General features: G+C 60.4%; 18 protein-coding genes, 2 other RNA genes, 2 pseudogenes and 1 riboswitch. Of the genes and pseudogenes, 21 read left to right on the forward strand and 1 reads right to left on the reverse strand.

Annotated features, from left to right (window positions below):
- Window positions 1–285: 285 nt before the first annotated feature.
- A complete protein-coding gene (gene clpB / locus M0D43_RS16830) occupies window positions 286–2,871 on the forward strand; it encodes an ATP-dependent chaperone ClpB (RefSeq protein WP_252162293.1) in 2,586 nt (861 codons plus the stop codon).
- Window positions 2,872–3,170: 299 nt separating this feature from the next.
- Here the strand turns inward: clpB and M0D43_RS16835 are convergent.
- Window positions 3,171–4,277 (reverse strand): annotated as a pseudogene (locus M0D43_RS16835) (IS3 family transposase).
- A gap of 626 nt (window positions 4,278–4,903) precedes the next feature.
- On the opposite strand from M0D43_RS16835, the gene M0D43_RS16840 reads away from it, so the two are divergent.
- The 20 genes and pseudogenes from M0D43_RS16840 (at window position 4,904) to M0D43_RS16935 (ending at window position 22,393) form a co-directional block, all read left to right on the forward strand.
- Window positions 4,904–5,836 carry a beta-barrel domain-containing protein gene (locus M0D43_RS16840; RefSeq protein WP_260807389.1) on the forward strand — a complete coding sequence of 311 codons (933 nt, stop codon included), beginning with the start codon at window positions 4,904–4,906 and terminating at the stop codon, window positions 5,834–5,836.
- Complete coding sequence (locus tag M0D43_RS16845; protein WP_260807390.1) at window positions 5,833–7,971, forward strand: peptidase domain-containing ABC transporter; 2,139 nt, start codon at window positions 5,833–5,835, stop codon at window positions 7,969–7,971. Before M0D43_RS16840 ends, M0D43_RS16845 begins: the two co-directional genes overlap by 4 nt.
- Before the next feature lie 107 nt (window positions 7,972–8,078).
- Entirely contained in the window at window positions 8,079–8,249 is a 171-nt protein-coding gene (locus tag M0D43_RS16850; RefSeq protein WP_252162297.1) for a hypothetical protein, read from the forward strand.
- 153 nt (window positions 8,250–8,402) lie between these two features.
- On the forward strand, window positions 8,403–9,497 hold the full coding sequence (locus tag M0D43_RS16855; protein ID WP_252162298.1) for an MvdC/MvdD family ATP grasp protein: 1,095 nt from the start codon (window positions 8,403–8,405) through the stop codon (window positions 9,495–9,497).
- Between the two features lie 60 nt (window positions 9,498–9,557).
- Window positions 9,558–10,271, forward strand: coding sequence for a DUF6624 domain-containing protein (locus tag M0D43_RS16860; RefSeq protein ID WP_252162299.1), 714 nt, complete (start codon window positions 9,558–9,560; stop codon window positions 10,269–10,271).
- Window positions 10,272–10,382: 111 nt separating this feature from the next.
- A riboswitch (cobalamin riboswitch) is annotated at window positions 10,383–10,605 on the forward strand.
- 115 nt (window positions 10,606–10,720) lie between these two features.
- The gene (btuB, locus tag M0D43_RS16865) at window positions 10,721–12,598 is read left to right on the forward strand and encodes a TonB-dependent vitamin B12 receptor (protein ID WP_252162300.1); all 1,878 of its coding nucleotides are present in this window, start codon (window positions 10,721–10,723) and stop codon (window positions 12,596–12,598) included.
- A 61-nt stretch (window positions 12,599–12,659) separates the two neighbouring features.
- Window positions 12,660–12,735, forward strand: a non-coding RNA gene (locus M0D43_RS16870) — sX9 sRNA.
- Window positions 12,736–12,894: 159 nt separating this feature from the next.
- Window positions 12,895–13,488 carry a hypothetical protein gene (locus M0D43_RS16875; protein WP_252162301.1) on the forward strand — a complete coding sequence of 198 codons (594 nt, stop codon included), beginning with the start codon at window positions 12,895–12,897 and terminating at the stop codon, window positions 13,486–13,488.
- A complete protein-coding gene (locus M0D43_RS16880; RefSeq protein ID WP_252165104.1) occupies window positions 13,488–14,090 on the forward strand; it encodes a hypothetical protein in 603 nt (200 codons plus the stop codon). The genes M0D43_RS16875 and M0D43_RS16880 overlap by 1 nt, the downstream gene beginning before the upstream one ends.
- Window positions 14,087–14,698, forward strand: a complete 612-nt coding sequence (cobO, locus tag M0D43_RS16885) for a cob(I)yrinic acid a,c-diamide adenosyltransferase (RefSeq protein WP_252162302.1) — start codon at window positions 14,087–14,089, stop codon at window positions 14,696–14,698. Before M0D43_RS16880 ends, cobO begins: the two co-directional genes overlap by 4 nt.
- Window positions 14,699–14,771: 73 nt before the next feature.
- Entirely contained in the window at window positions 14,772–15,686 is a 915-nt protein-coding gene (gene cbiB, locus M0D43_RS16890; RefSeq protein ID WP_260808285.1) for an adenosylcobinamide-phosphate synthase CbiB, read from the forward strand.
- A gap of 93 nt (window positions 15,687–15,779) precedes the next feature.
- On the forward strand, window positions 15,780–16,763 hold the full coding sequence (gene cobD / locus M0D43_RS16895) for a threonine-phosphate decarboxylase CobD (protein WP_252162303.1): 984 nt from the start codon (window positions 15,780–15,782) through the stop codon (window positions 16,761–16,763).
- Window positions 16,760–18,232: a cobyric acid synthase gene (locus M0D43_RS16900; protein WP_252162304.1), complete on the forward strand. Its 1,473-nt coding sequence runs from the start codon at window positions 16,760–16,762 to the stop codon at window positions 18,230–18,232. The genes cobD and M0D43_RS16900 overlap by 4 nt, the downstream gene beginning before the upstream one ends.
- Window positions 18,220–18,741, forward strand: a complete 522-nt coding sequence (cobU, locus tag M0D43_RS16905; protein WP_252162305.1) for a bifunctional adenosylcobinamide kinase/adenosylcobinamide-phosphate guanylyltransferase — start codon at window positions 18,220–18,222, stop codon at window positions 18,739–18,741. The genes M0D43_RS16900 and cobU overlap by 13 nt, the downstream gene beginning before the upstream one ends.
- Window positions 18,742–18,752: 11 nt before the next feature.
- Window positions 18,753–19,799 (forward strand): nicotinate-nucleotide--dimethylbenzimidazole phosphoribosyltransferase, encoded by a 1,047-nt coding sequence (gene cobT, locus M0D43_RS16910; protein ID WP_252165105.1) that lies wholly within the window; start codon window positions 18,753–18,755, stop codon window positions 19,797–19,799.
- Window positions 19,796–20,386, forward strand: a complete 591-nt coding sequence (locus M0D43_RS16915; protein ID WP_252162306.1) for a histidine phosphatase family protein — start codon at window positions 19,796–19,798, stop codon at window positions 20,384–20,386. Before cobT ends, M0D43_RS16915 begins: the two co-directional genes overlap by 4 nt.
- Window positions 20,383–21,117 carry an adenosylcobinamide-GDP ribazoletransferase gene (locus M0D43_RS16920; protein ID WP_252162307.1) on the forward strand — a complete coding sequence of 245 codons (735 nt, stop codon included), beginning with the start codon at window positions 20,383–20,385 and terminating at the stop codon, window positions 21,115–21,117. The genes M0D43_RS16915 and M0D43_RS16920 overlap by 4 nt, the downstream gene beginning before the upstream one ends.
- A 392-nt stretch (window positions 21,118–21,509) precedes the next feature.
- A pseudogene (locus M0D43_RS16925) lies at window positions 21,510–21,644 on the forward strand (AraC family transcriptional regulator); the annotation flags it as partial.
- 83 nt (window positions 21,645–21,727) lie between these two features.
- The gene (locus M0D43_RS16930; RefSeq protein WP_252162308.1) at window positions 21,728–22,258 is read left to right on the forward strand and encodes an AraC family transcriptional regulator; all 531 of its coding nucleotides are present in this window, start codon (window positions 21,728–21,730) and stop codon (window positions 22,256–22,258) included.
- A gap of 57 nt (window positions 22,259–22,315) precedes the next feature.
- A non-coding RNA gene (locus M0D43_RS16935) (sX9 sRNA) lies at window positions 22,316–22,393 on the forward strand.
- Window positions 22,394–22,395 lie beyond the last annotated feature (2 nt).

Raw genomic sequence — 22,395 nt, forward strand, 5'->3', positions numbered from 1 at the left:
TGGACGACGGTCCACGCAGTGCCGCGGTCGTATCGGACCGTCTGGCGCCGTGCGCGGAGCCTGGGCCGCCCTCCTTGTAGCTGCCACTCGCTAAGAAGCTGCAGCACGGACCGCGCAGTTGCAACAGAAGACCGCCTGCGCGAAACGCCTTTGCCAAGCTCGCCTGGGGCGGCAGGAGCCTATCAGCTGCCGATTTCCCGTAGCGGCGAACCTTGAAACGCCGCTAAGCAACCGCATCTGCACGGTATCGCCGCTATTGCCGGCCACCAGTTAAGAGGATTTCCCATGCGGATGGACAAGCTCACCTCGCGGTTCCAGCAGGCACTGGCCGACGCGCAGTCGCTGGCCGTGGGCCGCGACCACAACATCATCGAGCCGGTGCACGTACTGGCCGCGCTGCTGGATCAGAGCGGTGGCAGTACGCGCCCGCTGTTGTCCCAGGCCGGCGTCAACGTGCCGCTGCTACGCGAGCGGCTGGGCGAAGCGCTTGACACGCTGCCCAAGGTCTCCGGGCAGGAAGGCAATCTGTCGATCGGCAACGACCTCAACCGGCTGCTCAACCAGACCGACAAGCTCGCCCAGCAACATGGTGACGCGTTCATCGCCAGCGAATGGTTCGTGCTGGCCGCCGCTGACGATGCCAGCCCGCTGGGCGTGGCGTTGCGCGCGGCCGGTGGCGACAAGAAGAAGATCGAGGCGGCCATCGACAAGCTGCGTGGTGGCGAAACCGTGCAATCGGAAAATGCCGAAGAGCAGCGCCAGGCACTGGAGAAATACACCATCGACCTGACCGCGCGTGCCGAAAGCGGCAAGCTCGATCCGGTGATTGGTCGCGACGAAGAAATCCGCCGCACCATCCAGGTCCTGCAGCGCCGCACCAAGAACAACCCGGTGCTGATCGGCGAGCCCGGCGTGGGCAAGACCGCCATTGTCGAGGGCTTGGCTCAGCGCATCATCAATGGCGAAGTGCCCGAGGGCCTGCGCGGCAAGCGCGTGCTGTCGCTGGACATGGGCGCGCTGATTGCCGGCGCCAAGTTCCGCGGTGAATTCGAAGAGCGCCTGAAGGCGGTGCTCAGCGACCTTTCGAAGAACGAAGGCCAGATCATCCTGTTCATCGATGAGCTGCACACCATGGTCGGCGCCGGCAAGGCCGATGGCGCGATGGACGCCGGCAACATGCTCAAGCCGGCGCTGGCGCGTGGCGAGCTGCATTGCATCGGTGCCACCACGCTGGACGAATACCGCAAGTACATCGAGAAGGATGCGGCACTGGAGCGGCGTTTCCAGAAGGTGTTCGTGGGCGAGCCGACGGTGGAAGACACCATCGCGATCCTGCGTGGGTTGAAAGAGCGTTACGCGGTGCATCACGGCGTGGAGATCACGGATCCGGCGATCGTCGCGGCTGCCACGCTCTCCAACCGCTACATCACCGACCGCCAGCTGCCGGACAAGGCGATCGACCTGATGGACGAAGCCGCCTCGCGCATTCGCATGGAGATCGACTCCAAGCCGGAAGAACTCGACCGACTGGAGCGCCGCCTGATCCAGCTCAAGATCCAGCGCGAAATGCTGAAGAAGGAAAAGGACGAGGCCTCGCGCCAGCGCCTGGCCGATCTGGAGAGCGATATCGATAAGCTCGAGCGTGAGTTCTACGACCTCAACGAGTTGTGGAAATCCGAGAAGGCTGCCCTGCAGGGCACCACCAAGATCAAGGAGCAGATCGAGCATGCCAAGCTGGAACTGGAAGCGGCACAGCGCCGTCAGGACTACGCCAAGATGAGCGAGATCCAGTACGGCGTGCTGCCGCAGCTGGAAAAGCAGATGCTGCTGGCCAACGAGGTCGAACACCACGACTTCAAGCTGGTACAGGACCGCGTGACGGCCGAGGAAATCGCCGAGGTGGTGTCGCGCTGGACCGGCATTCCGGTCAACAAGATGCTCGAGGGCGAACGCGACAAGCTACTGCGCATGGAAGAGGAGCTGCATCAGCGCGTGATCGGCCAGAACGAGGCGATCAAGGTCGTCTCCGACGCAGTGCGTCGCTCGCGTGCGGGCCTGGCCGATCCCAATCGCCCGAGCGGCTCGTTCCTGTTCCTGGGCCCGACCGGCGTGGGCAAGACCGAGTTGTGCAAGGCGCTGGCGGACTTCCTGTTCGACAGCACCGAGGCGATGATCCGTATCGACATGAGCGAGTTCATGGAGAAGCATTCGGTGTCGCGCCTGATCGGCGCGCCTCCGGGCTACGTGGGCTATGAAGAAGGCGGCTATCTGACCGAGGCAGTGCGTCGTCGCCCGTATTCGTTGATCCTGCTGGACGAGGTGGAAAAGGCGCATGCCGATGTGTTCAACATTCTGCTGCAGGTGCTCGACGATGGCCGTCTCACCGATGGTCAGGGCCGCACCGTGGACTTCCGCAACACCGTCATCGTGATGACCTCCAATCTGGGGTCGCACCAGATCCAGGAACTGTCCGGCGATGGCAGTGCGGAGGCCTACACGCAGATGAAGGCGGCGGTGATGGGCGTGGTGCAGGCGCATTTCCGCCCGGAGTTCATCAACCGGTTGGACGACATCGTGGTGTTCCATCCGCTGGACAAGGCGCAGATCAAATCGATTGCGCGCATCCAGTTGCAAGGCCTGGAAAAACGCCTGGCCGAGCGTGGTCTCAAGCTGGACCTGGACGATGCCGCGCTGGAATTGTTGGGCAATGTCGGCTTCGACCCGGTGTACGGCGCACGCCCACTCAAGCGCGCGATCCAGTCGCAGGTGGAAAACCCGCTGGCCCAGCATATTCTCTCAGGGCACTACATCAGCGGTGATACCGTACGCGTGCGTGCAGATAGCGGGCGGCTGGCGTTCGGCAAAGGCTGATGTTTGGCGGTACTTGTGTGCCGCATCGATAGCCAAAGTTGAAAGGTAACCAACGGGCATTGCGAAGGCAGTTCCCGTTCGCACGATGTGGATTGTGCATGCGGCGCATCGTTGCGTTCACAACGCGGGGGCATAAGCTCATTACCGCTCGTCTGCAATCGCGCGCTCCGGACCGGCTATGGTCGGCACTCGCATGAAATGTGGTACTCAGTTATACGTGCTGAACCGTCTGCTAATGACGAGCGCTACCCAGCGACCTTTCAACGCGGCGGACGTGTACTTTGTCGACTGCCCGCAATTCAATGCCAGCTAAAACTAGAGGTCTGCGGTTGATGTTGATCACGGAACTCGACGGGCGTTAGCCCGCCCAGGCTGTCGTGCGGTATCTGTTTGTTGTAATCGGCGAGTCACTGTTCGGTCTGTTCGCGGACCTCGCTCAGCGTGCGGAAGATGTGCATGTCCAATACGCCGCGCCGGTAGCTGCTGTTGAAGCGTTCGATGAAACCGTTTTGCATCGGACGCCCCGGCTCGATGAAATCCAACGCGATACCCTTGCGCTCAGCCCACTCGGCCAAGGTCAATGCAACAAATTCCGGGCCATTGTCCAAACGCAGCTTGTTCGGATAGCCACGCCAGGCTGCGATACGTTCCAACGTGCGGATGACGCGGGCAGCCGGGAGGTTGAGGTCGACTTCGATGGCCAACGCTTCCCGACTGAAATCGTCGATGACATTGAACGTGCGGAACCGTCGACCACCCCATAGCGCATCGGACATGAAATCGATCGACCATCAGCATTGGGTCGATCACCGCCTGCCAGCGGCTGTGGATGGCGCGTCGGTACTCGGCGCCTGCTGCGGCGACGTTGATTGAGTTTCATCGAGCAATATACGCGCCAGACCCTTTTGTGATTCCACGCATGTCCGCGACGGCGGATGATCTGGATAGCTTTCCAAATCCACGTTCGGGAAAACGCTCGACCAACTCGGACAACAGCACAATGACCTCCTCATCCCGGTCGGGACGGCGCCGATAACATGCTGTCGAGCGAACCACGCCAACCACCGCACAAGCCCGGCGCTCGCTCCAGCCATGCTGCTCCATGAGCCAGGCAAGCAGCGGGCGCTTATGCGCCGGGTCTACAGTTTTTTTGCGATGACATCCTTCAATGCATGGTTTTCCATCGCGAGCTCGGCGTACATGCGTTTGAGCTTGTTGTGCTCAGTCTCCAGGTTGCGCAGGCGTTGCACGTCAGCGGCCTCCATGCCGCCGTACCTGGACTTCCAGACGTAGTACGTCGCATCGGAAATACTCAGCTCACGACAGACATCCTTGACCTGGCGACCGCCCTCGACCTACTTCAGCGTGGCGGCGATCTGGTTCTCGGTGAACTTGCTCTTGCTCATTGTTGGTCTCCTTGATGGCTAGTGTGCAGGAGACCTCCAGTTGTAGCTGGATCAATTTTACGGGAGGCTGACACAAATCCTTATGAGCCAGTTGTGTCTTCAAAGGCATGGCTTGTATGAAATTGAAATTTCAACGCTCGAAGTTTAGTGGCCGCTCAAGTCTGTGGTGAATGGTTCTTTGGGGTTGATTTTGTTTTTTTTGGGTGATATAGATGGCGTGAGAGTAGCGTGATCGACATCTAAGTTTGGCGGCTACTAACTAGCTCGCTGACGTAGTGACTCATTAGGAGTTAGACAAGGTGACAGGGAAGTCGCTCTTTAGGCGTGAGGTATACGAGGCTCGACAAGAGGACTGGGTTTCCTCGGCTGTTTTAGTGGCGCCGCGTGCTGGGTGGATAGCAGCGTTGTTGGGCTGTTTGGCCGTATCAACCGTTGTTCTCGTCATTTTCTTTGGGCGCTATACACAGCATGTAACCGCTGCAGGGAGGTTGGTTCCCTCACGAGGGTTGCTCACGCTTACCTCTACAGAGGCCGGAGAGGTCGTTTCTTTGCATGTAAGACAGGGGGAGTCCGTCAAGGAGGGGCAAATTGTTGCCAAAATATCAGGCGAACTAAATAGTGCATCCATGGGCGGTACCTATGCTTCGGTTAGTACTCAGCTTCGCGATGAGAAAGATCGATTGCGTAGTGACCTAGAAGCAAACGAAAAAGCGTTTGAAACTCAGCAACAGCTTCTTGAGGGAAAAATCGGATCGCTCACTAGCCAGCTGCGGCACATGGAAAGGCAGGCCATCCTTAGAAGGCAATATGCCGAGATCAATCAACAGTTGCTGGAAAAAATGGAACCCCTAAAGGGAACGGGTTACATTTCCACCGTACAACTAATCCAACAAAGAGGAGCTCTGCTCGAACAGCAAACCCAGCTTAGCGCACTTGGTGCACAGGATTTGGTCACTAGGCAGCAGCTTGAAGAAATTCGCAGCGAATTAGTGCAGCTACCTTCGAATGTTGCAACAAAGCGCAATGCAATCCGGAGCAAGCTCGCAGGAATTGAGCAGACGCTAGTGCAAAACGAAGCTCGGCGTGCCTACGTAATTCGTGCTCCACGAGATGGTTTTATTTCTGCGTTGATGATCGAAGAGGGACAAACTGTCCAAGGCGGGCAGCCTATTATTACTGAAATGCCTGCAAATTCGGAAATGCAGGCACAGTTGTTCGTTTCGAGCCGAAGAATAGGTTTCATTCGCCTTGGTAGCTCCGTGTTGTTGCGGCTTCAGGCTTTTCCTTATCAAGATTTCGGACAAGCGCGAGGGGTGGTATGCGAGATATCGCACAGTGCGCTTTCGCCGGATGACCTGCGGCGGTTGACGGGTAAACAATTTGATGAACCCCAATATCAGGTTAAGGTGTCGCTGAATAGGCGCTCCATTGGTCAGGGTGTTGATAACCAATTATTTCTCCCGGGGATGGTAGTGGAGGCCAGCATCATGCTGCGAGAGAGGCGGTTATTAGAATGGCTCTTTGAACCAATCCAGGATTTAAAGTGGAGCTTCCAATGAAGGGGGCTGGCAAGCCAAATGTGAAAGAGCGCATTATTTCGTCACAGTCTAGTGTTGGCCCGCGTCTGGAGCCTGTGCTTCAATCAGAAGCCGCCGAGTGCGGACTGGCGTGCCTTACGATGATCGCTCGCCATCACGGTCATGAGGTAGACCTCAACTCGTTGCGGCGCCGTTATGGATCTTCACTTAAAGGAACAAGTTTAGCGCAATTGATCGCTACGGGTAGGAACCTCGGGTTTGATGCAAGAGCTCTGCGTGCCGAGATGGACTACATACCTCGCCTTGAGATGCCTTGTGTTCTACACTGGGACTTAAACCACTTTGTGGTGCTTGAACGCGTCGATCGGCGAGGCGCCCGCATTCTCGATCCCGCTAACGGAGCTAGGATACTTCCGTTGCAGGAGGTTGGCAGGCACTTTACTGGAGTTGCGTTGGAGCTAACCCCTTCAGCTAATTTCGAGCCCATTAAAGATGTGGAGCATGTCCGCCTCCGGACGTTGACCGGACGTGTACGAGGATTAGGTAAGGTATTCTTGCAAATCCTAGGTCTTTCCATTGGGATCGAAACTCTTAGTTTACTATTGCCTTTCCAAATGCAATGGGTGGTCGACCGAGCACTGATATCAGCGGATCGCAATTTTCTGCTAATAATCTGCTCTGCGTTCTTGGTAGTCGTGCTAGCGCAGTCCGGATTGATTTTTGTGCGTGGGTGGGTCATAAGCTGGGTGGGTGCAGCATTATCGGCCAAGTGGACGACTAACCTTTTCAGTCATCTCATGCGTCTACCACTAGATTTTTTTGAAAGGCGTCATATCGGAGATATGGTGTCGAGGTTTACTTCGTTGAACCAGATCCAGCAGACGTTGACAGGAAGCTTCGTAGAGGCTCTGCTTGACGGAATTGTAGGGTTCTTGGCCCTTTTAGTGCTAATGAGTTACGACATGTACCTCACCCTGGTGGTTGTGGCCGGTGCAGGGCTCTATGCGGTTCTGCGATTAATTATGTATAAATATCTTTGGCGGAACAACGAGGAGCAACTTATCTATGGGGCTCGTCAGCAAAGCGAATTAATGGAGTCTGTGAGGGGGGTGCAGGCGATTAAGCTTGCCAATCGTCAGGCCGATCGTGTTCTTCGACTGACTAACCTAACCCAGGAGACAGTGCTTAGATCAATGCGCAGTCAGCGTATAGGCTTAGCCTTCACTGCTATTAATCAGGGCGTATTCGGAATCCAACGTGTAGCGATAATTACTATCGGTGCCCACATGGTCTTAAAAGGGGGGTTCACCGCAGGAATGCTGATCGCTTTTCTTGCTTTTGCAGATCAGCTGACGCATAAGGTCGGTGGCGTGATAGACAAAGTTATAGATCTAAGGATGTTGCGACTACATATGCAGCGTATCGGTGATATAGCTTTGGCACCGCCGGAGCAAGAAGGTTTTGCAAGCTTTCATGACTTGAGTGAAGAGCCTAGTGTCGTTATTCGAAATCTGGGTTTCAGATATTCAGATAGTGAGCCTTGGATTTTTCGCAATCTCGATCTAAAAATCAAGGCGGGCGAGTCGTTAGCAATTACAGGCCCATCAGGGTGTGGGAAGTCGACGCTTGCCAAGATCATCTTAGGCTTGCTTAAGCCGACACAGGGAAGCGTGGAAATTGATGGCGTCAATATTGAACGCATAGGTATGACAAGATACCGTGACGAAGTGATAGCTGCAGTCATGCAAGAAGATCAGCTATTCGGCGGCTCAATTGCCGAAAATATTGCCTTCGGTGACATGAATGCTTCCATGGAAAGGATTATTGATGCAGCTATAATGGCCGAGATACATAGTGATGTTGTTGCAATGCCAATGGGGTATGAGTCGCTGGTGGGTGACATGGGATCCTCCCTTTCTGGAGGACAGAAACAGCGAGTGATTTTCGCGAGGGCGATGTATCGCAAGCCGCGAATACTCTTGCTGGATGAGGCTACCAGCCACTTAGATGTCGATCGAGAGGGTAAGATTAACATTGCAGTTGGGAGGATGAAGGCAACTCGCATCATTATTGCTCACCGCAAAGAGACCATTGAAAGTGCGGATCGGATATTTGATATGGGTGAATCATTTCGGAATTCTTCACAAGTCGCTTAATTATTATTGCATGGACGCGTTTTAGTTGCCGGAAAAATTTCCGGCGCCCAATCAGCTCATGTAAGGAAGCAGGTGCTTGATTGTAACTAGTAATCGGAGCTCAGAAAATGGAACTTAATGAGATGGTAAGTCCGCTTGGTCTGGAGTTGGCTCGGGAACTTTCGGAGTCAGAAATGGAAATGGTTGGCGGTGGTGCCGCCAAGCAGACCGCTGGTGGAAAAGTGAGTGGTTCAAACGGAAATTGGGATGCCGAAGTCCATTACGACGTAGAATGGTAGTCTAGCTAGGACGTGCTTGGCAGTTATTGCCAGGCACGTTTTTGTGTGTGATTTTGGTAGGCTATTCTAGAGCTGGCTAGAAAAACCGGTTGCATGGAATGCACGGAACATCACATGTCTTCGGTTTCAATAAAATCTCGAATGGACGTGCTAATGGACAAGCCATTAATAATTTTAACTTCTGCCTATGACTATCATGCCACAGCAGTTAAATGGGCGCTTGAAGCTCGCGGTCGCGACGTGATTCTATGGGACGGTTTTGCGGAAGAGCAGTCTGGACATGCCACTTATGGATTAGATGGGGCGTCTTCTTCGCTATTCCTCGGGGAGCAGTGCTGCGACGCTTTTGCTTCGGCTTGGTTCCGTCGACGCTCGCCTTATCGCTCTATTCGTGATGCGAATCCTGAAGGCATCGCGTTCTTGAAGAATGAGTTATCAAGTGTTCACGAGGCTTTGGGCCTGAGTATAGAACAGCGGTCGCATTATGTAGTTGGTGGGTCTTCCTCGCGAAATGCATCATCGAAACTTCTGCAGCTCGAAACTGCAAGATTATGTGGGCTCACGGTGCCAGATACGCTCATATCCAATGATTTTCAACAGGTTTCTTCTTTTGCGTTACGGTATGAGCGAATACTGGTAAAGCACTTTCTTCCTCACTACTGGGGACATACAGCTACCGGTCAAATTAGAACTGTCGCACCAAGTGTGATCAATGACATTTCTTTAATAAATAGACGCTCCATTGAGATATGTCCCGCGATTTATCAAGAGTTGTTGGACAAAGCCTATGAGATTCGGGTCACGGTAATCGGTGACCGAATTTTCTCGGCAAAGATTGAATCACGCACTGGCGGAGCATTTCTTGATTGGAGACAGGAATACGGTAACAGTGATCTGGCGATGTCCGTGATGATTTTGGATTCCTCTACCGAAGCTAGTATCCGGCAGTTAATGAGCGTGCTCAACTTGCGCTACGGCTGCCTCGACTTCGCTGTTGACCGGCAGGGCCGCGTAATCTTCCTGGAGGTCAATCCTGGGGGGCAGTTCCTTTTTGTTGAGGATTTTGTCCCCGAGCTGCATCTTTTAGATGCTTTTGCTTCGATGCTAGCTCATGGATCTCCAAGTTACCCGCTTGGGTCATCTGATGTGGTGACTGATGCGGCTTTCATGGAAAGTGAAGATTACCGTCAATGGCAGAGTGCTCGCCCCCAAGGCAGAGATAATGATCGATTCGTCACGTTCATTTAAAGAATTTGCGAGTTATTTCTAAAATTATCATTTATTAAGAAATTATCAAGGTTAATTGAAATGAAATATGGGGTCGCGGTAATATTTATATTCGGATTTATGGTTTCGCCACAGTTGTTTGCTGGCGAAGAGGATGATGCGCTATTCAAGTCTTGTCCTGGCTTGTCTACATGGGCGGCTAAGCATCCGCGCGGGGAAAAGGATATGAATACTAGCGGTGACTCACGAAAGAAACCGGTTTTAAGCAAAGCGAGTGCCGAGTTGTCGCGACGTGTGGATAACGATCAGCGTGTACGAGCTCCTTTGCTCGGCGGTCAGATGCCCAGCCCGGAACAACTTCGAAAGCTTTCTGAAGTGGATGCTGACAACCTGAGGTGGCTCAAGGATAAATTTGCACGCTACGGCTTTCCAACTGCCGAGAGCGTCGGCCAGCAGGGCATTCAGGATTTTTGGCTACTGGTGCAGCACGCTGACAGTGATCCTGCTTTTCAGCAAACTGTTTTGGATGTGCTGATAGCAAGTTCATCCACCACTAGTGTAAAAAAGGCTGACTTGGCAATGCTTTTAGATCGCGTTCATTTGGCCCAGGGTAAGCGTCAGCGCTATGGCACGCAGTTTGTACGGAACGAAGATGGTGAGCTAGTGCTGCAGGAGCCCGTTGAGGATCTCGCCAACATAGATGCCCGGCGTGCCCAGATGGACCTCATGCCGCTCGGTATTTATCAATGTGTGATACGGGCGACCTACGAAGGCAATCCTTCAGTTGATCAGTAGATTATCAGTGTTCTTTGGCATTCGATCTTAAGGGGGAGCCGCTATTTTTTCTTGTAGTAATATACGTCAGCCATACTCCATGTTTCTGCCAATACCTTCATGCTCTCCTGCTACCATGCGTGCCCCTGAGGTGACTGCCGGCTTGCCGGTGGTTTAAACGGGAATCCGGTGCGCGGGTCGCCTTGGCGAGCTGCAATTCCGGAGCTGCCCCCGCAACGGTGGGCGAGGTCAGATGCCGCAATACGCCACTGTGCATGGGCATGGGAAGGCGCGGCATCGGAAGCGTCAGCTTCCACTCGCGAGCCCGGAGACCGGCCGGAGGGATTGACGCGGCACGCGGTGGGCGTGGCCTTGTGCGTCTGGCGCTTGCGCGCCGGACGCCTGGCCCGTTGCTGCTTGCCGCCCCATTGCCCACGCGTGGGTTGGCGCGGTTCCAGGAGCAGCAGGTGATGTCCCTTTCTTCCGTTTTACCGCATCGCGCCATGCTCGTCGTGGGGGTGTCGCTGTGCCTGGCCAATCTGGCCCAGGCCGAGGCCGCCATCGATCTGGACGAAGTCGTGGTCACTGCCTCGCGCACTGCCCAGACCCAGGACCAGACGCTGGCACCGGTCACGGTCATCGATCGCGCGCAGATCGAGCGTCGCCAGGTCACTTCGTTGCAGGATCTGTTGCGCGGCGAAGCAGGCGTGTCGCTGGCCAACAACGGTGGACCCGGCAAGGCGACCTCGCTGTTCCTGCGCGGCACCGAAGCCGACCAAGTGGTGGTGCTGATCGATGGCGTGCGCATCGGCTCGGCCACCGCCGGCGGCGCGGCGCTGCAGGATCTGCCGATCGAACAGATCGAACGTATCGAAATCGTGCGCGGCCCGTTTTCCAGCCTGTACGGCTCCGAAGCACTGGGCGGTGTGATCCAGATCTTTACCCGGCGTCCACAAGGCCGTTTCGTGCCGACCCTGAGCGTGGCGGCCGGCAGTGACAACGCGCGCCGCTACGGCGCAGGCTTGGCCGGGCGCAGCCAAGGCGATCTGAGCGAAGCGGGCGGTTGGTATTCGGTGAATGCCGTGCACGACGAAACCGACGGCATCAACGCGTATCTGGATACCAGCTCAAGCGCCTACGACCCGGACCGCGACGGCTATCGCAACGATTCGTTGAGTGCGCAGGGCGGCTGGCGTTTCAATCGGCAATGGGATGTCGATGTGCATGCGTTGCGCGCGCAAAGCCGCAACGAATACGACGGCTCGGCATTCGGCGGCAATCTGAGCAAGGGCGTGCAGCAGGCCATTGGTGGCCGCGTGCGTTACGCACCGACCGATGCACTGAAGCTCACCGCCAGCCTGGGCAGCAGCGCCGATCTGAGCGACGCGTATTACGAAGGGGCATACCTGTCGACCTACGACACCCGCCGCAAGCAAGGCGCGTTGCAGGCCGACCTCGAGACTGGCCCCGGCCTGCTCACGGTCGGCTTCGATTGGCAGCGCGACGCCATCGCCAGCAGCGACACCTACGACGCCGACAGCCGTATCGATCGCGCCGCATTTGCGCAGTGGCAGCAGACGCTCGGCACCCAATCGCTGCAGGCCAGCCTGCGCCGCAACGACAACAGCCAGTTCGGCGGCAAGACCACCGGCAGTCTGCTGTGGGGCTGGGATTTCGCCGAGCATCTTCGCCTGACTGCCAGCTACGGCACCGCGTTCAAGGCGCCTACCTTCAACGAGCTGTACTACCCGGATTACGGCAACCCGCTGCTGGGGCCGGAAACCTCCAAGAGCGCCGAGCTTGGCTTACGCGGTCGTTATGACTGGGGCGCCTGGACGCTCAGCGCGTTCCAGACCCGCATCGACGACCTGATCACCTACGACGCCGCGTTGGTGGATGCGACGCATCCGTTCGGGCAGCCGAACAATATCGATCGGGCGCGTATCCGCGGGATGGAAGCCGGCTATGACACCGAGCTGGCCGGCTGGACCCTGCGCAGTACGTTGACCTGGCTTGCGCCGCAAGCCGATGGCGACGTCAATCACGGCAACTGGTTGCCACGGCGTGCGCGCCAGAGCGGGCGTATCGACGCGGACCGCAGCAGCGGTCCGTTCGGTGTCGGCGCAAGCCTGTTCGGGTCGGGCGCGCGCTACGACGATCTGGCCAATACCGAGCGCCTGGCCGGCTACGGCTTGCTGGATTTGCGCGTGAGTTATGCAGTGAACGCGGACTGGAAGGTGCAACTCGCCGCCAACAATGTGTTCGACCGCCAATACGAAACTGCACGCTGGTACGCGCAGCCGGGCCGAAATTATCTGCTGACCTTGCGCTACCAGCCTGCGCAATAAGAGCAGCTAATAAAACGGCTGCGCAGTCACCAGACGGGCGTGGCCGGTGCCCGGAATCGGCATGTGCCACGCGTACACTTCGGTTCCTGCGCGCCGTCCGCACCCACCCGGCGACTGCTCGCTCTGGTTCGTTAGGCCTCTAAGCGTGCCGACGACACCGGTGGCGCGCAGGTTAGACCGCGCAGTTGAAGCTTGCCGCTAGATGCAAGGATCGCTACGGTTTGCACGGGCCGGTGGTTTGCCTGATGTCTGTTGCGTCGTCTGGTTAGCGACCGAAAACCCGAAGGAGACCATCGATGCCGTCGTTGTCCCGCTCGTCCAAAGGCCTGTTGTTCATCGCTTCGATGCTGGTGATGACCGCGACCCGCTTTCATCACACGAGCGACTGGCTGCACCTGCCGGACGCGTCCATGGCCGTGTTCTTTCTCGGAGGTTTGGCGCTGCGGCGGCACGGCTACCTTGTCGCGTTGTTGGGGGTGTCGGTGGCGATCGATTGGGCCGCCGTCAGCCTGGCTGGCGTCAGCGACTTCTGCATCACCGCGGCTTACGCTGCATTACCGGCGGCCTATGGCGTGCTCTGGTATGCCGGGCGCGCGTATCACGCACGTGTGCGGCCCGAGGTTGCGTCGCTGAGCATCGCCTGGGGTCTGGGAACCTTGGCCGCGGTGCTGTCTTTCTTGATCTCCAATGGTGCGTTCTACTGGTGGGGCGGACGCTACACCGACCCGCACTGGGCACAGTATCTGCAGCGCGCCTGGCAATGGGGGCCGCTGTTCGTGCGCACGACAGCACTGTATTTGGCGGTGGTGCTGGCAGCCGCATGGTGCGTGCTGCGCTGGCGCAATGCGCGCGCCGTAACGCAGTTCTCCGCGCCTCTGGAAGTGTCGTGATCATGGCATCGCGCGTCGCTGTGTTGCCGTTGCACGGTGAAGCGGCCCGGACCTGCGGCATCGCACTTGCAGCCTTGATGGTCTGCACGCGTGGCGAGCACTTTGTGAGCGTGGACGCCTTGCCCAGCGCCTCATGGGCAGTATTTTTTCTGGCCGGTGCGCTGCTGCGCCCGCTGTGGATGTTGCCGCTGCTGTTCGGGATTGCAGCGCTGCTGGATCTGATCGGCCTAGCCTCGGGCAGCAGCAGCGACTGGTGCATGTCGTCGGCGTACTGGGCCTTGGCGCTGGCCTACGCCGTATTGTGGTGTGGCGGACGGCTGTCTGCGCTGCTGCAGGTACAGCGCCAAGCACGGCGTACGGTCGCCGGGCCGCTGTTGGCGTTGCTGATCAGCGGCAGCGCCGCTTATCTACTCTCCAAAGGCGGTTTCTATTTTCTGTCCGGTCGTTACCCGCATGCCACGCTGGCCGAATTTATTGCGCGGGTGCCGACGGACTACCCGCGCGCGCTTGGCGCTTTGGCCGGTTACGTCGGCCTGGCCTTCGCGCTGCTGGCCGCACGACGCGCCGCCGGCACACGTTCACCCAGTGGAGTACGCGCATGAGCACCCCCGAACACGATGACGCGCATTACCGCGAACGTGCGCAGCGCAAGAAGGAACTGGTCGACCGGCGCATCGCCCGCGCAGTGATCGACCGCGGTGTGCTGCTGGTCAATACCGGCAATGGCAAGGGCAAGAGTTCGTCCGGCTTCGGCATGCTGGCGCGCTCACTTGGGCATGGCCTGTACTGCGGCGTGGTGCAATTCATCAAGGGCACGTTTTCGACTGGCGAAGAGGCGTTTTTCCGCCGTTTTCCCGATCTGCTCGACTATCACGTGATGGGCGAAGGCTTCACCTGGGAGACCCAGGACCGTGCGCTCGACATCGCTGCCGCACAGGCGGCTTGGCAAGTTGCCCGCAGCATGCTGGCCGATGCGCGTTACGACTTCGTGTTGCTGGACGAACTCAACATAGCGCTGGTGAAAGACTACATCGCGCTGGATGAGGTGCTTGCCTGCGTGGCCGCGCGGCCTGCGGGTCAGCATGTCGTGATCACCGGGCGCGGCGCGCCGCCCGGATTGATCGAGGCCGCCGACACCGTCACCGAAATGCGCCTGATCAAGCACGCGTTCAACGCCGGTATCAAGGCGCAGCTCGGTATCGAGCTGTAGCCGTGGTCAGGCGCGTGCAACGCGTTGCAGCGTCACCGGCATGTCTGCCGGCATGAAGTCAGGACTGCACGCCATGTTGCTGGTGATTGCCACCGTTGCCGTGCTGCTGGACCTGTTGCTTGGCGAGCCGCGGCACGCGCATCCGCTGGTGTTGTTCGGCAACTGGGTGCAGCGCATCGAAGCGCGCCTGTACCGCGACCGTCGCAGCGCCGGTATTCTGGCGTGGTGCGTGAGCGTGTTGCCGTTGACCGTTGTGGCCGCAGCGCTGCAATGGGGACTGTGGCGCTTCTCGCCTTGGACGGCGGCTGGGTTTGCTGCAATCACGCTGTATCTGGCGCTGGGGTTGCGCAGCCTGGGCGAACACGCGCACCCCGTGATCGCTGCCCTGCAGGTTGCTGATCTGCCTGCGGCGCGCGCTGCGGTTGGCCGCATCGTCAGCCGCGATACGGCTGTATTGGACGCAACCCAAGTGGCTGCCGCAGCGACCGAGTCGGTGTTGGAAAACGGCAGCGATGCGGTGTTCGCCGCGCTGTTCTGGGGCGTATTGCTTGGCGCACCGGGAGCGGTGTTATACCGGCTGTCCAATACGCTGGATGCGATATGGGGCTATCGCACGCCACGCTACGCCAACTTCGGCTGGGCTGCGGCGCGCATCGATGACGCATTGAACTGGCTGCCGGCACGGCTGACGGCGGTGACCTATGCAGTGCTCGGTCGCACGCGCGCGGCCATACGCTGCGCCCGGCGCCAAGGGCGCGGCTGGAAGAGTCCGAACGCCGGTCCGGTGATGGCGGCAGGTGCGGGTGCACTGCACGTGCAGCTGGGTGGACCGGCGCCGTATCACGGACATTGGCAGGCACGTCCGCCGCTGGGCGAGGGCGCCTCAGCAACCGCCAACAGCGTGCAACGCGCTTTGCGACTTGTGCGGGCCGGTGTCGCGTTATGGCTGCTGCTGGGCACGCTGGCAACCGCGCTGGCGATGCGATGATCCGCGCACCAATGGTCTGGCCGCTGACCAGGATGCAGCCGATCGCTTTTCACGATTGCGCAGGTAACGCGGCGTTACTCCCTGGAGCACGCGATGCTTGAACACGGCGGACGTCTGCGCCGCGCTGCGCGGACCTACAAGATTCCGCTCGCGCAATGGCTGGACCTTTCTACTGGCGTAAGCCCGTTCGCGTGGCCGGTGCCTACGATCCCGGAGCATCTGTGGCAGCGCTTGCCGGAAGACGACGATGGCCTGGCCGAGTGCGCGGCCGCGTATTACGGTGCGCCGCAGGTATTGCCGGTGGCCGGCTCGCAGGCGGCGATTCAGACCTTGCCGTTGCTGCGCGCATCCGGCCGCGTCGGTGTGCTCATGCCCGGCTATGCCGAGCACGCGCAGGCGTGGCAACGTGCCGGGCATCAGGTAGTACCGATGTGTGCGACACAGCTGTTGCAAGCCGGTGAGACGTTGGATGTGATCGTGCTGATCCATCCGAATAATCCCTGCGCCGACAGCTTTGATCCCGAGACGCTGCTGCAGCTGCATGCATGTCTTGCATCACGTGGCGGGTGGCTGGTGATCGACGAAGCCTTCATGGATGCGACGCCACAACACAGCGTGTGTGCGGACACACAGCGGCCTGGTCTGGTGGTGCTGCGCTCGGTGGGCAAATTCTTCGGTATGGCCGGTGCACGTGCGGGCTTTGTCTGCGCACATCACACCTTGCTGGATGCACTGCGTGAACGGTTGGGGCCATGGACGCTGAGCGGCCCCGCACGATGGGTCGTGCAGCAGGCGTTGGCCGATACGCCGTGGCAGTTGCGGGCACGTGCGCGCTTGCATGCGGCATCGCAGCGACTTGGACAGGTATTGCATGCGCATTCGATCGTACCCACCGCAGGTACCGCGTTCTTTCAGTGGTGCCAACGCGACGATGCCGCTGCTGTGCACGCAGCGCTGGCGCAGCGCGGCATTTTGACCAGGCTGTTCGACGCACCATCCAGTGTGCGCTTCGGTCTTCCGCGGGATGCCGCAGACGAGTCGCGTCTGGATGCGGCACTGCGGCAGGTGCTGACATGAGTGCGCGCGTGATGGTACAGGGCTGCACCTCCGATGCGGGCAAGAGCACGCTGGTGGCCGCGCTGTGCCGTTGGCTATATCGCCAGGGCATTGCGGTAGCGCCATTCAAGCCGCAGAACATGGCGTTGAATTCGGCAGTGACGGTAGACGGCGGCGAGATTGGCCGTGCGCAGGCATTACAGGCACAGGCGTGCGGGCTGGAGCCGCAGACCGATTTCAACCCGGTGTTGCTCAAGCCCAATAGCGACACCGGCGCACAGGTCATCGTGCACGGGCATCCGGTCGCTACGCTGGATGCGGTGGACTATCACGCCTACAAGACGATTGCGTTCAAGGCCGTATTGGCCTCGCACGCACGCTTGGTCAATCGCTTCGATGTCGTGCTGGTGGAAGGTGCCGGCAGCCCGGCCGAGATCAATCTGCGCGCCAACGACATTGCCAATATGGGCTATGCCGAAGCGGTGGATTGCGCCGTCATTCTGGTCGCCGACATCGACCGCGGCGGTGTATTCGCCCATCTGGTCGGCACGCTGGCGTTGCTCTCGGCCAGCGAACGCGCACGCGTTGCCGGTTTTGTGATCAATCGGTTTCGCGGCGATCTGGCGCTGCTGCAGCCTGGGCTGGAGTGGCTGGAGCGCGAAACGGGAAAGCCGGTGCTCGGCGTGTTGCCGTATCTGCATGGCTTGCAACTGGATGCCGAAGATGCGCTGCCGCGCAACGCGCCGCCGAAACCGCAGTCGCAGTTGCGCGTGGTGGTGCCGGTGTTGCCGCGCATCAGCAACCACACCGACCTCGATGCGTTGCTGGCGCACCCGCAGGTGGACGTACAATGGATCGGTCCTGGGCAGACACCACCGCCCTGCGATTTGATCGTGCTGCCGGGCAGTAAATCCACCCGGCACGATCTGCAGTGGCTGCGCACGCACGGGTGGGATACCGCCATCGCCCGTCACCTGCGCTATGGAGGGAAACTGCTTGGCATCTGCGGCGGTCTGCAGATGCTGGGTACCCACATCCACGATCCGGATGGCATCGAAGGCTTCGCTGGCAGCAGCGCCGGCCTTGGCTGGCTGACGCTGCAAACCACGCTGCACCCGCACAAGCAATTGCAACGCATGCATGGTCAATTGCTGTTGGGCGATGCAAGCGTCAGCGGCTATGAAATTCATTGCGGCATCAGCAGCGGTGCCGCGCTGGCACGACCGTTGCTGCAGCTGCACGATGGGCGTACCGATGGCGCCATCTCCGACGATGGTCAGGTGCTCGGCACCTATCTGCACGGTGTGTTCGACCACCCGCAGGCATTGGCCGCATTGCTGGCGTGGGCCGGTCTGGCGCAGGCCGCGCCACTGGATCTTGGTGCGCTGCGTGAAGCCAGCCTTGATCGTCTGGCCGATGCCGTGCATGCGCATCTGGATACCGTTGCACTGAAACGACTGGTCAGCAAGGAACCGGCATGCAGCACCTGATTCTGGGCGGCGCTCGTTCGGGCAAGAGCGCACTGGCCGAGCGCATCGCTCGAACCTGCGGGCTTGCAGTGACGTATCTGGCCACCGCGCAAGCCTTCGACGATGAAATGCATCGGCGCATTGCCCATCACCGCAACCAACGCCCGCCGCAGTGGCAATGCGTGGAAGAGCCCATCGCGCTGGCGGCTAGCTTGCGGGCACACGCCGCGCCGGATCGCTGCGTGCTGGTGGATTGCCTGACCTTGTGGGTGAGCAATCTGCTCGGCCACCCGGATGCGGACGTGTTCGCGCGCGAGCGCGATGCGCTGCTGGCAACGCTGCCGCGGTTGCCGGGGCAGATTGTGCTGGTCAGCAACGAAGTCGGGCAGGGCGTTGTCCCGTTGGGCGAACTCACGCGGCGTTTTGTCGATGAAGCCGGCTGGCTGCACCAGGCATTGGCGCTACAGTGCGATCGCGTGGTGTTTGTGGTGGCAGGATTGCCGATGGTGTTGAAGGGAGAGCACAGATGAGTAGCGAACAGATGAGTAGCGATTGGATCTTTGGTGCCTGCGCCGTGCCGGACGCGCGCATGCGTTCTGCTGCGTTGGCGCGGCAGGAACAACTGACCAAACCGCCAGGTGCATTGGGCCGGTTGGAACACCTGGCGGTGCAGCTGGCAGCCTGGCAACGCACAGAACACCCTGGCATGCAGCGGGTCTGGATTGCGGTATATGCCGCCGACCACGGTGTCGCTGCCGAAGGCGTGTCGGCCTTTCCGCAGGCGGTGACTGGCGAGATGGTGCGCAATTTCGCGCGCGGCGGCGCAGCCATTGCGGTCCTGGCGCGCGAGCTGGGTGCGCGGCTGGAAGTGGTGAATCTAGGCGTGGTCAACGATCCTGGCGAGTTGCCGCGGGTGCGGCGTGCCTGGATTGCGCCGTCCACCGCCAATATCTGCGAGCAGCCCGCGATGACGGCGACGCAATTGCGCGATGCGCTCGCCGCCGGTGCCGACAGCATTGCGCAGGCCAAGAGTTGCGACACGCAGCTGTTTGTCGGTGGCGAAATGGGCATTGGCAACACCACCTCCGCTGCAACACTGGGGTGCGCATTGCTCTCGCAGCTTCCGCAGGCGCTGGCTGGCGCGGGCACTGGCCTGGATGCCGAAGGCATCGCGCACAAGACCACCGTGATCACGCGTGCGCTGGCCTTGCATGCCGATGCGTCCACCCCGCTGGAGCGACTACGCCGGCTCGGCGGCTTCGAAATCGCTGCATTGGTCGGCGCGTATATCGCCGCCGCGCAGGCGGGTATTCCGGTGTTGGTGGATGGCTTCATCACCGCCGCCGCTGCGCTGGTGGCCACCCGCCTGAATCCCGGTGTGCGCGAGTGGTTGTTGTTCGGGCATCGCTCGCAGGAACGTGGGCATGCGGCACTGCTTCGCGCACTGGATGCAGAGCCCCTGCTGCAACTGGACATGCGGCTGGGCGAGGCCAGCGGAGCCGCGGTGGCGATTCCGTTGCTGCGCAGCGCTTGCGCGTTGCATAACGGCATGGCGACCTTCGCCGAAGCCGGAGTGTCGGACGCATGAGTGCGCAGATCACCTTGATGCGGCATGGCGATACCGGGCAACGCAGCTATCGGGGTCAGCTCGACGACCCACTCACCGAACTGGGCTGGCAGCAATTACGTACGGCGACTGCCGATGGCGTGTGGGACGCAGTCGTGGCGTCCACGCTACAGCGCTGCGCGTTATTCGCGACCGAGCTGGCGCAGGCGCGTGCCATCCCGCTGCAGCTGGATCCGCGCCTGCGCGAATACCACTTCGGCCGCTGGCAGGGCGTGCCGGTCGCCGACATCGACCGCGACGAAGGCGCAGCGCTCGGCCGCTTCTGGGCCGACCCGGTGCGCCATCCGCCGCCGCAAGCCGAACCGTTCGCAGATTTCTGCACACGCCTGTCTGCGGCACTCGACCACATCGTGGCGGGCTATCCGGGGCAACGGGTGCTGGTAGTCACCCACGGCGGCGCCATCCGCGCGCTGCGCTGCATGGTCCAAGGGCGTTCCTTCGCCAGCATGACCGAGCTTGCTGTGCCACATGCCTCGCTGCATCCGCTGGCCTGGCCGCCAGCCGCAGCGAACCTGGCGGCAGCCTCCGTGGCGTCCAGCGCCGGATGATCGACGGCTTGCTCGCCGCGGTTGGCTTTCTGACCCGCATTCCGGTGCCCGGCCGGGTGTTCGCGCAGCCGGGCGCGCAGGCGCGCTCGCTGCTGTGGTATCCGCTGGTCGGCCTGCTGATCGGCGCAGTGCTGAGTGCATTGGCGGGGTGCCTGCGCGAGGTGGCGCCGCTGCTGGGGGCTGCGGTGCTGCTGAGCAGCTGGGTCTGGCTCACAGGCGCCTTGCACATCGACGGCCTGGCAGACACGACCGATGCCTGGGTCGGCGGCATGGGCGATCGCACACGCACGCTGGCCATCATGAAGGACCCCACCAGCGGCCCGATGGCGGTGGCTGCGGTGGTGCTGGCGCTGCTGCTCAAGTGCGCGGCGCTGGCCACGCTGTTGCCAACGGCGCCCGGCGCCGTGTGGCTGGCTCCACTGCTGGCGCGCACGGCGTTGGTGGCCGCGTTCCTGACCACGCCCTATGTGCGTGCCGGTGGGCTGGGCAGTGGCTTGGTCGGCGGTTCGCGCGCCGGCTTGCTGTTGTCGTTGCTGCTCGGCATTGGTTGCGTGTTCGCCGTTGGATTCGCGCGCGGGATGCTCGCCTGCGCGGTTGCTGGCGTGGTGTTCGTGCTGTGGCGTCGTGCCTGCCTGCAGCGTCTGGGCGGCATGACTGGCGATACCTGCGGCGCGTTGGTGGAAGTGGGCGAGACTGCGGTGCTGGTGGCGTTGGCGCTGCAAGCGAGCTGAAGGTTGCGTACAAGGCGATTGTGACGTGGCCGGGCGACTGCGGCGGCTGCGTGTCGGCGGGGAGCGATGTTGCGATCCGGAGCCAGTGCGCTGTCCACGTTGGCCCGACACCTTGCGACCTCGTGCCAGCCATTGGACGCCGACATGCGCAAGCCGCCAGCCAGAGTGCCCAGATGCGCAAGATCGGGACCGGGCCTGCTGCCAATCTGCGCGATGCTCACTGCCTTCCAGAGGAATCGCCCGTGCCAGCAGCATCGGTCATCTTCCATCGGCAGCGTGCGGTCGAGCGCGTCGTAGCCCACTTATAGGCCAGCATCCGTGCCGGTGAACCGCTGCCGGACCTGGCCACGCTCGCCGCGCTGGCGCATCAATCGCCGCCGCATTTTCATCGCGTGTACCGCGCACTGGCAGGCGAAACGCTGGGCGCGACCATTGCGCGGTTGCGCCTGAGTTATGCGCTGCATCTGCCGGGTGAGCAGGGCCGCTCGGTGACCGAGGTGGCATTGGCGGTCGGCTATCAAACCCCGCAGGCGCTGGCACGCGCGTTTCGGATGGTGCTTCAGGCAAGCCCGTCCAGCCTGCGTAACGCACCGCAGCTGCGCGCGCACAAGTGGCCGGTCCAGCGCTGTCGGCGCATCCGCACAACGCGCCATTGCAGGTGCTGGTGCAAGTGCTCGATCCCCTGGAAATGGTGGTGCTACGTCAGCGCGGCGCGTTCGAGGATCTGGATCGTGGCTTCGGCCGCATCGCCGCCTGGGCGGAGCGCAGCGGAGTGAGTGAACACATGCAGGCGCTGATCGACCTGCCGCTAAGCGAGCACCGCGATGTACCGGCGCAGCAACACCTGTTCGAATGCGGCATGGCGTTCGATGTTGAAGTGGCGCCGCCATCGCTCATGCAGCTGCGCCAGCTCACCGGTGGGATGCACGCGGTGCTACGTCATGTTGGGACATACGCAGGGCTGGAAGACGCGCTCGACCAATTGCTTGCACATTGGCTACCGGACAGCGGTTACGCACTGCGCGAGGCTCCGCTGCATTACCTCTATCTCGACGACCCGGAAACCGTCGCCGAAGCCAAGTTGCGTGCAGACATCCGGGTGCCGGTGCAGTTATCTGGCAAGCCCGCATCACCGACGTAGCGCAGCCAGCAAACGACTGCGCAGCCGCCAGGCGGGCGCGACCGGCACCCGGAATCGACGTGGACCACGCGTACGCTGCGGTTCCCGCGCGCCGTCCGTACCCAGCTGACGACGGCGCGCTGCGTCTCACCAGTCGC

The sequence above is a fragment of the Xanthomonas prunicola genome (assembly GCF_025266575.1).
In the GTDB taxonomy this organism is placed as follows: Bacteria; Pseudomonadota; Gammaproteobacteria; order Xanthomonadales; family Xanthomonadaceae; genus Xanthomonas; species Xanthomonas prunicola.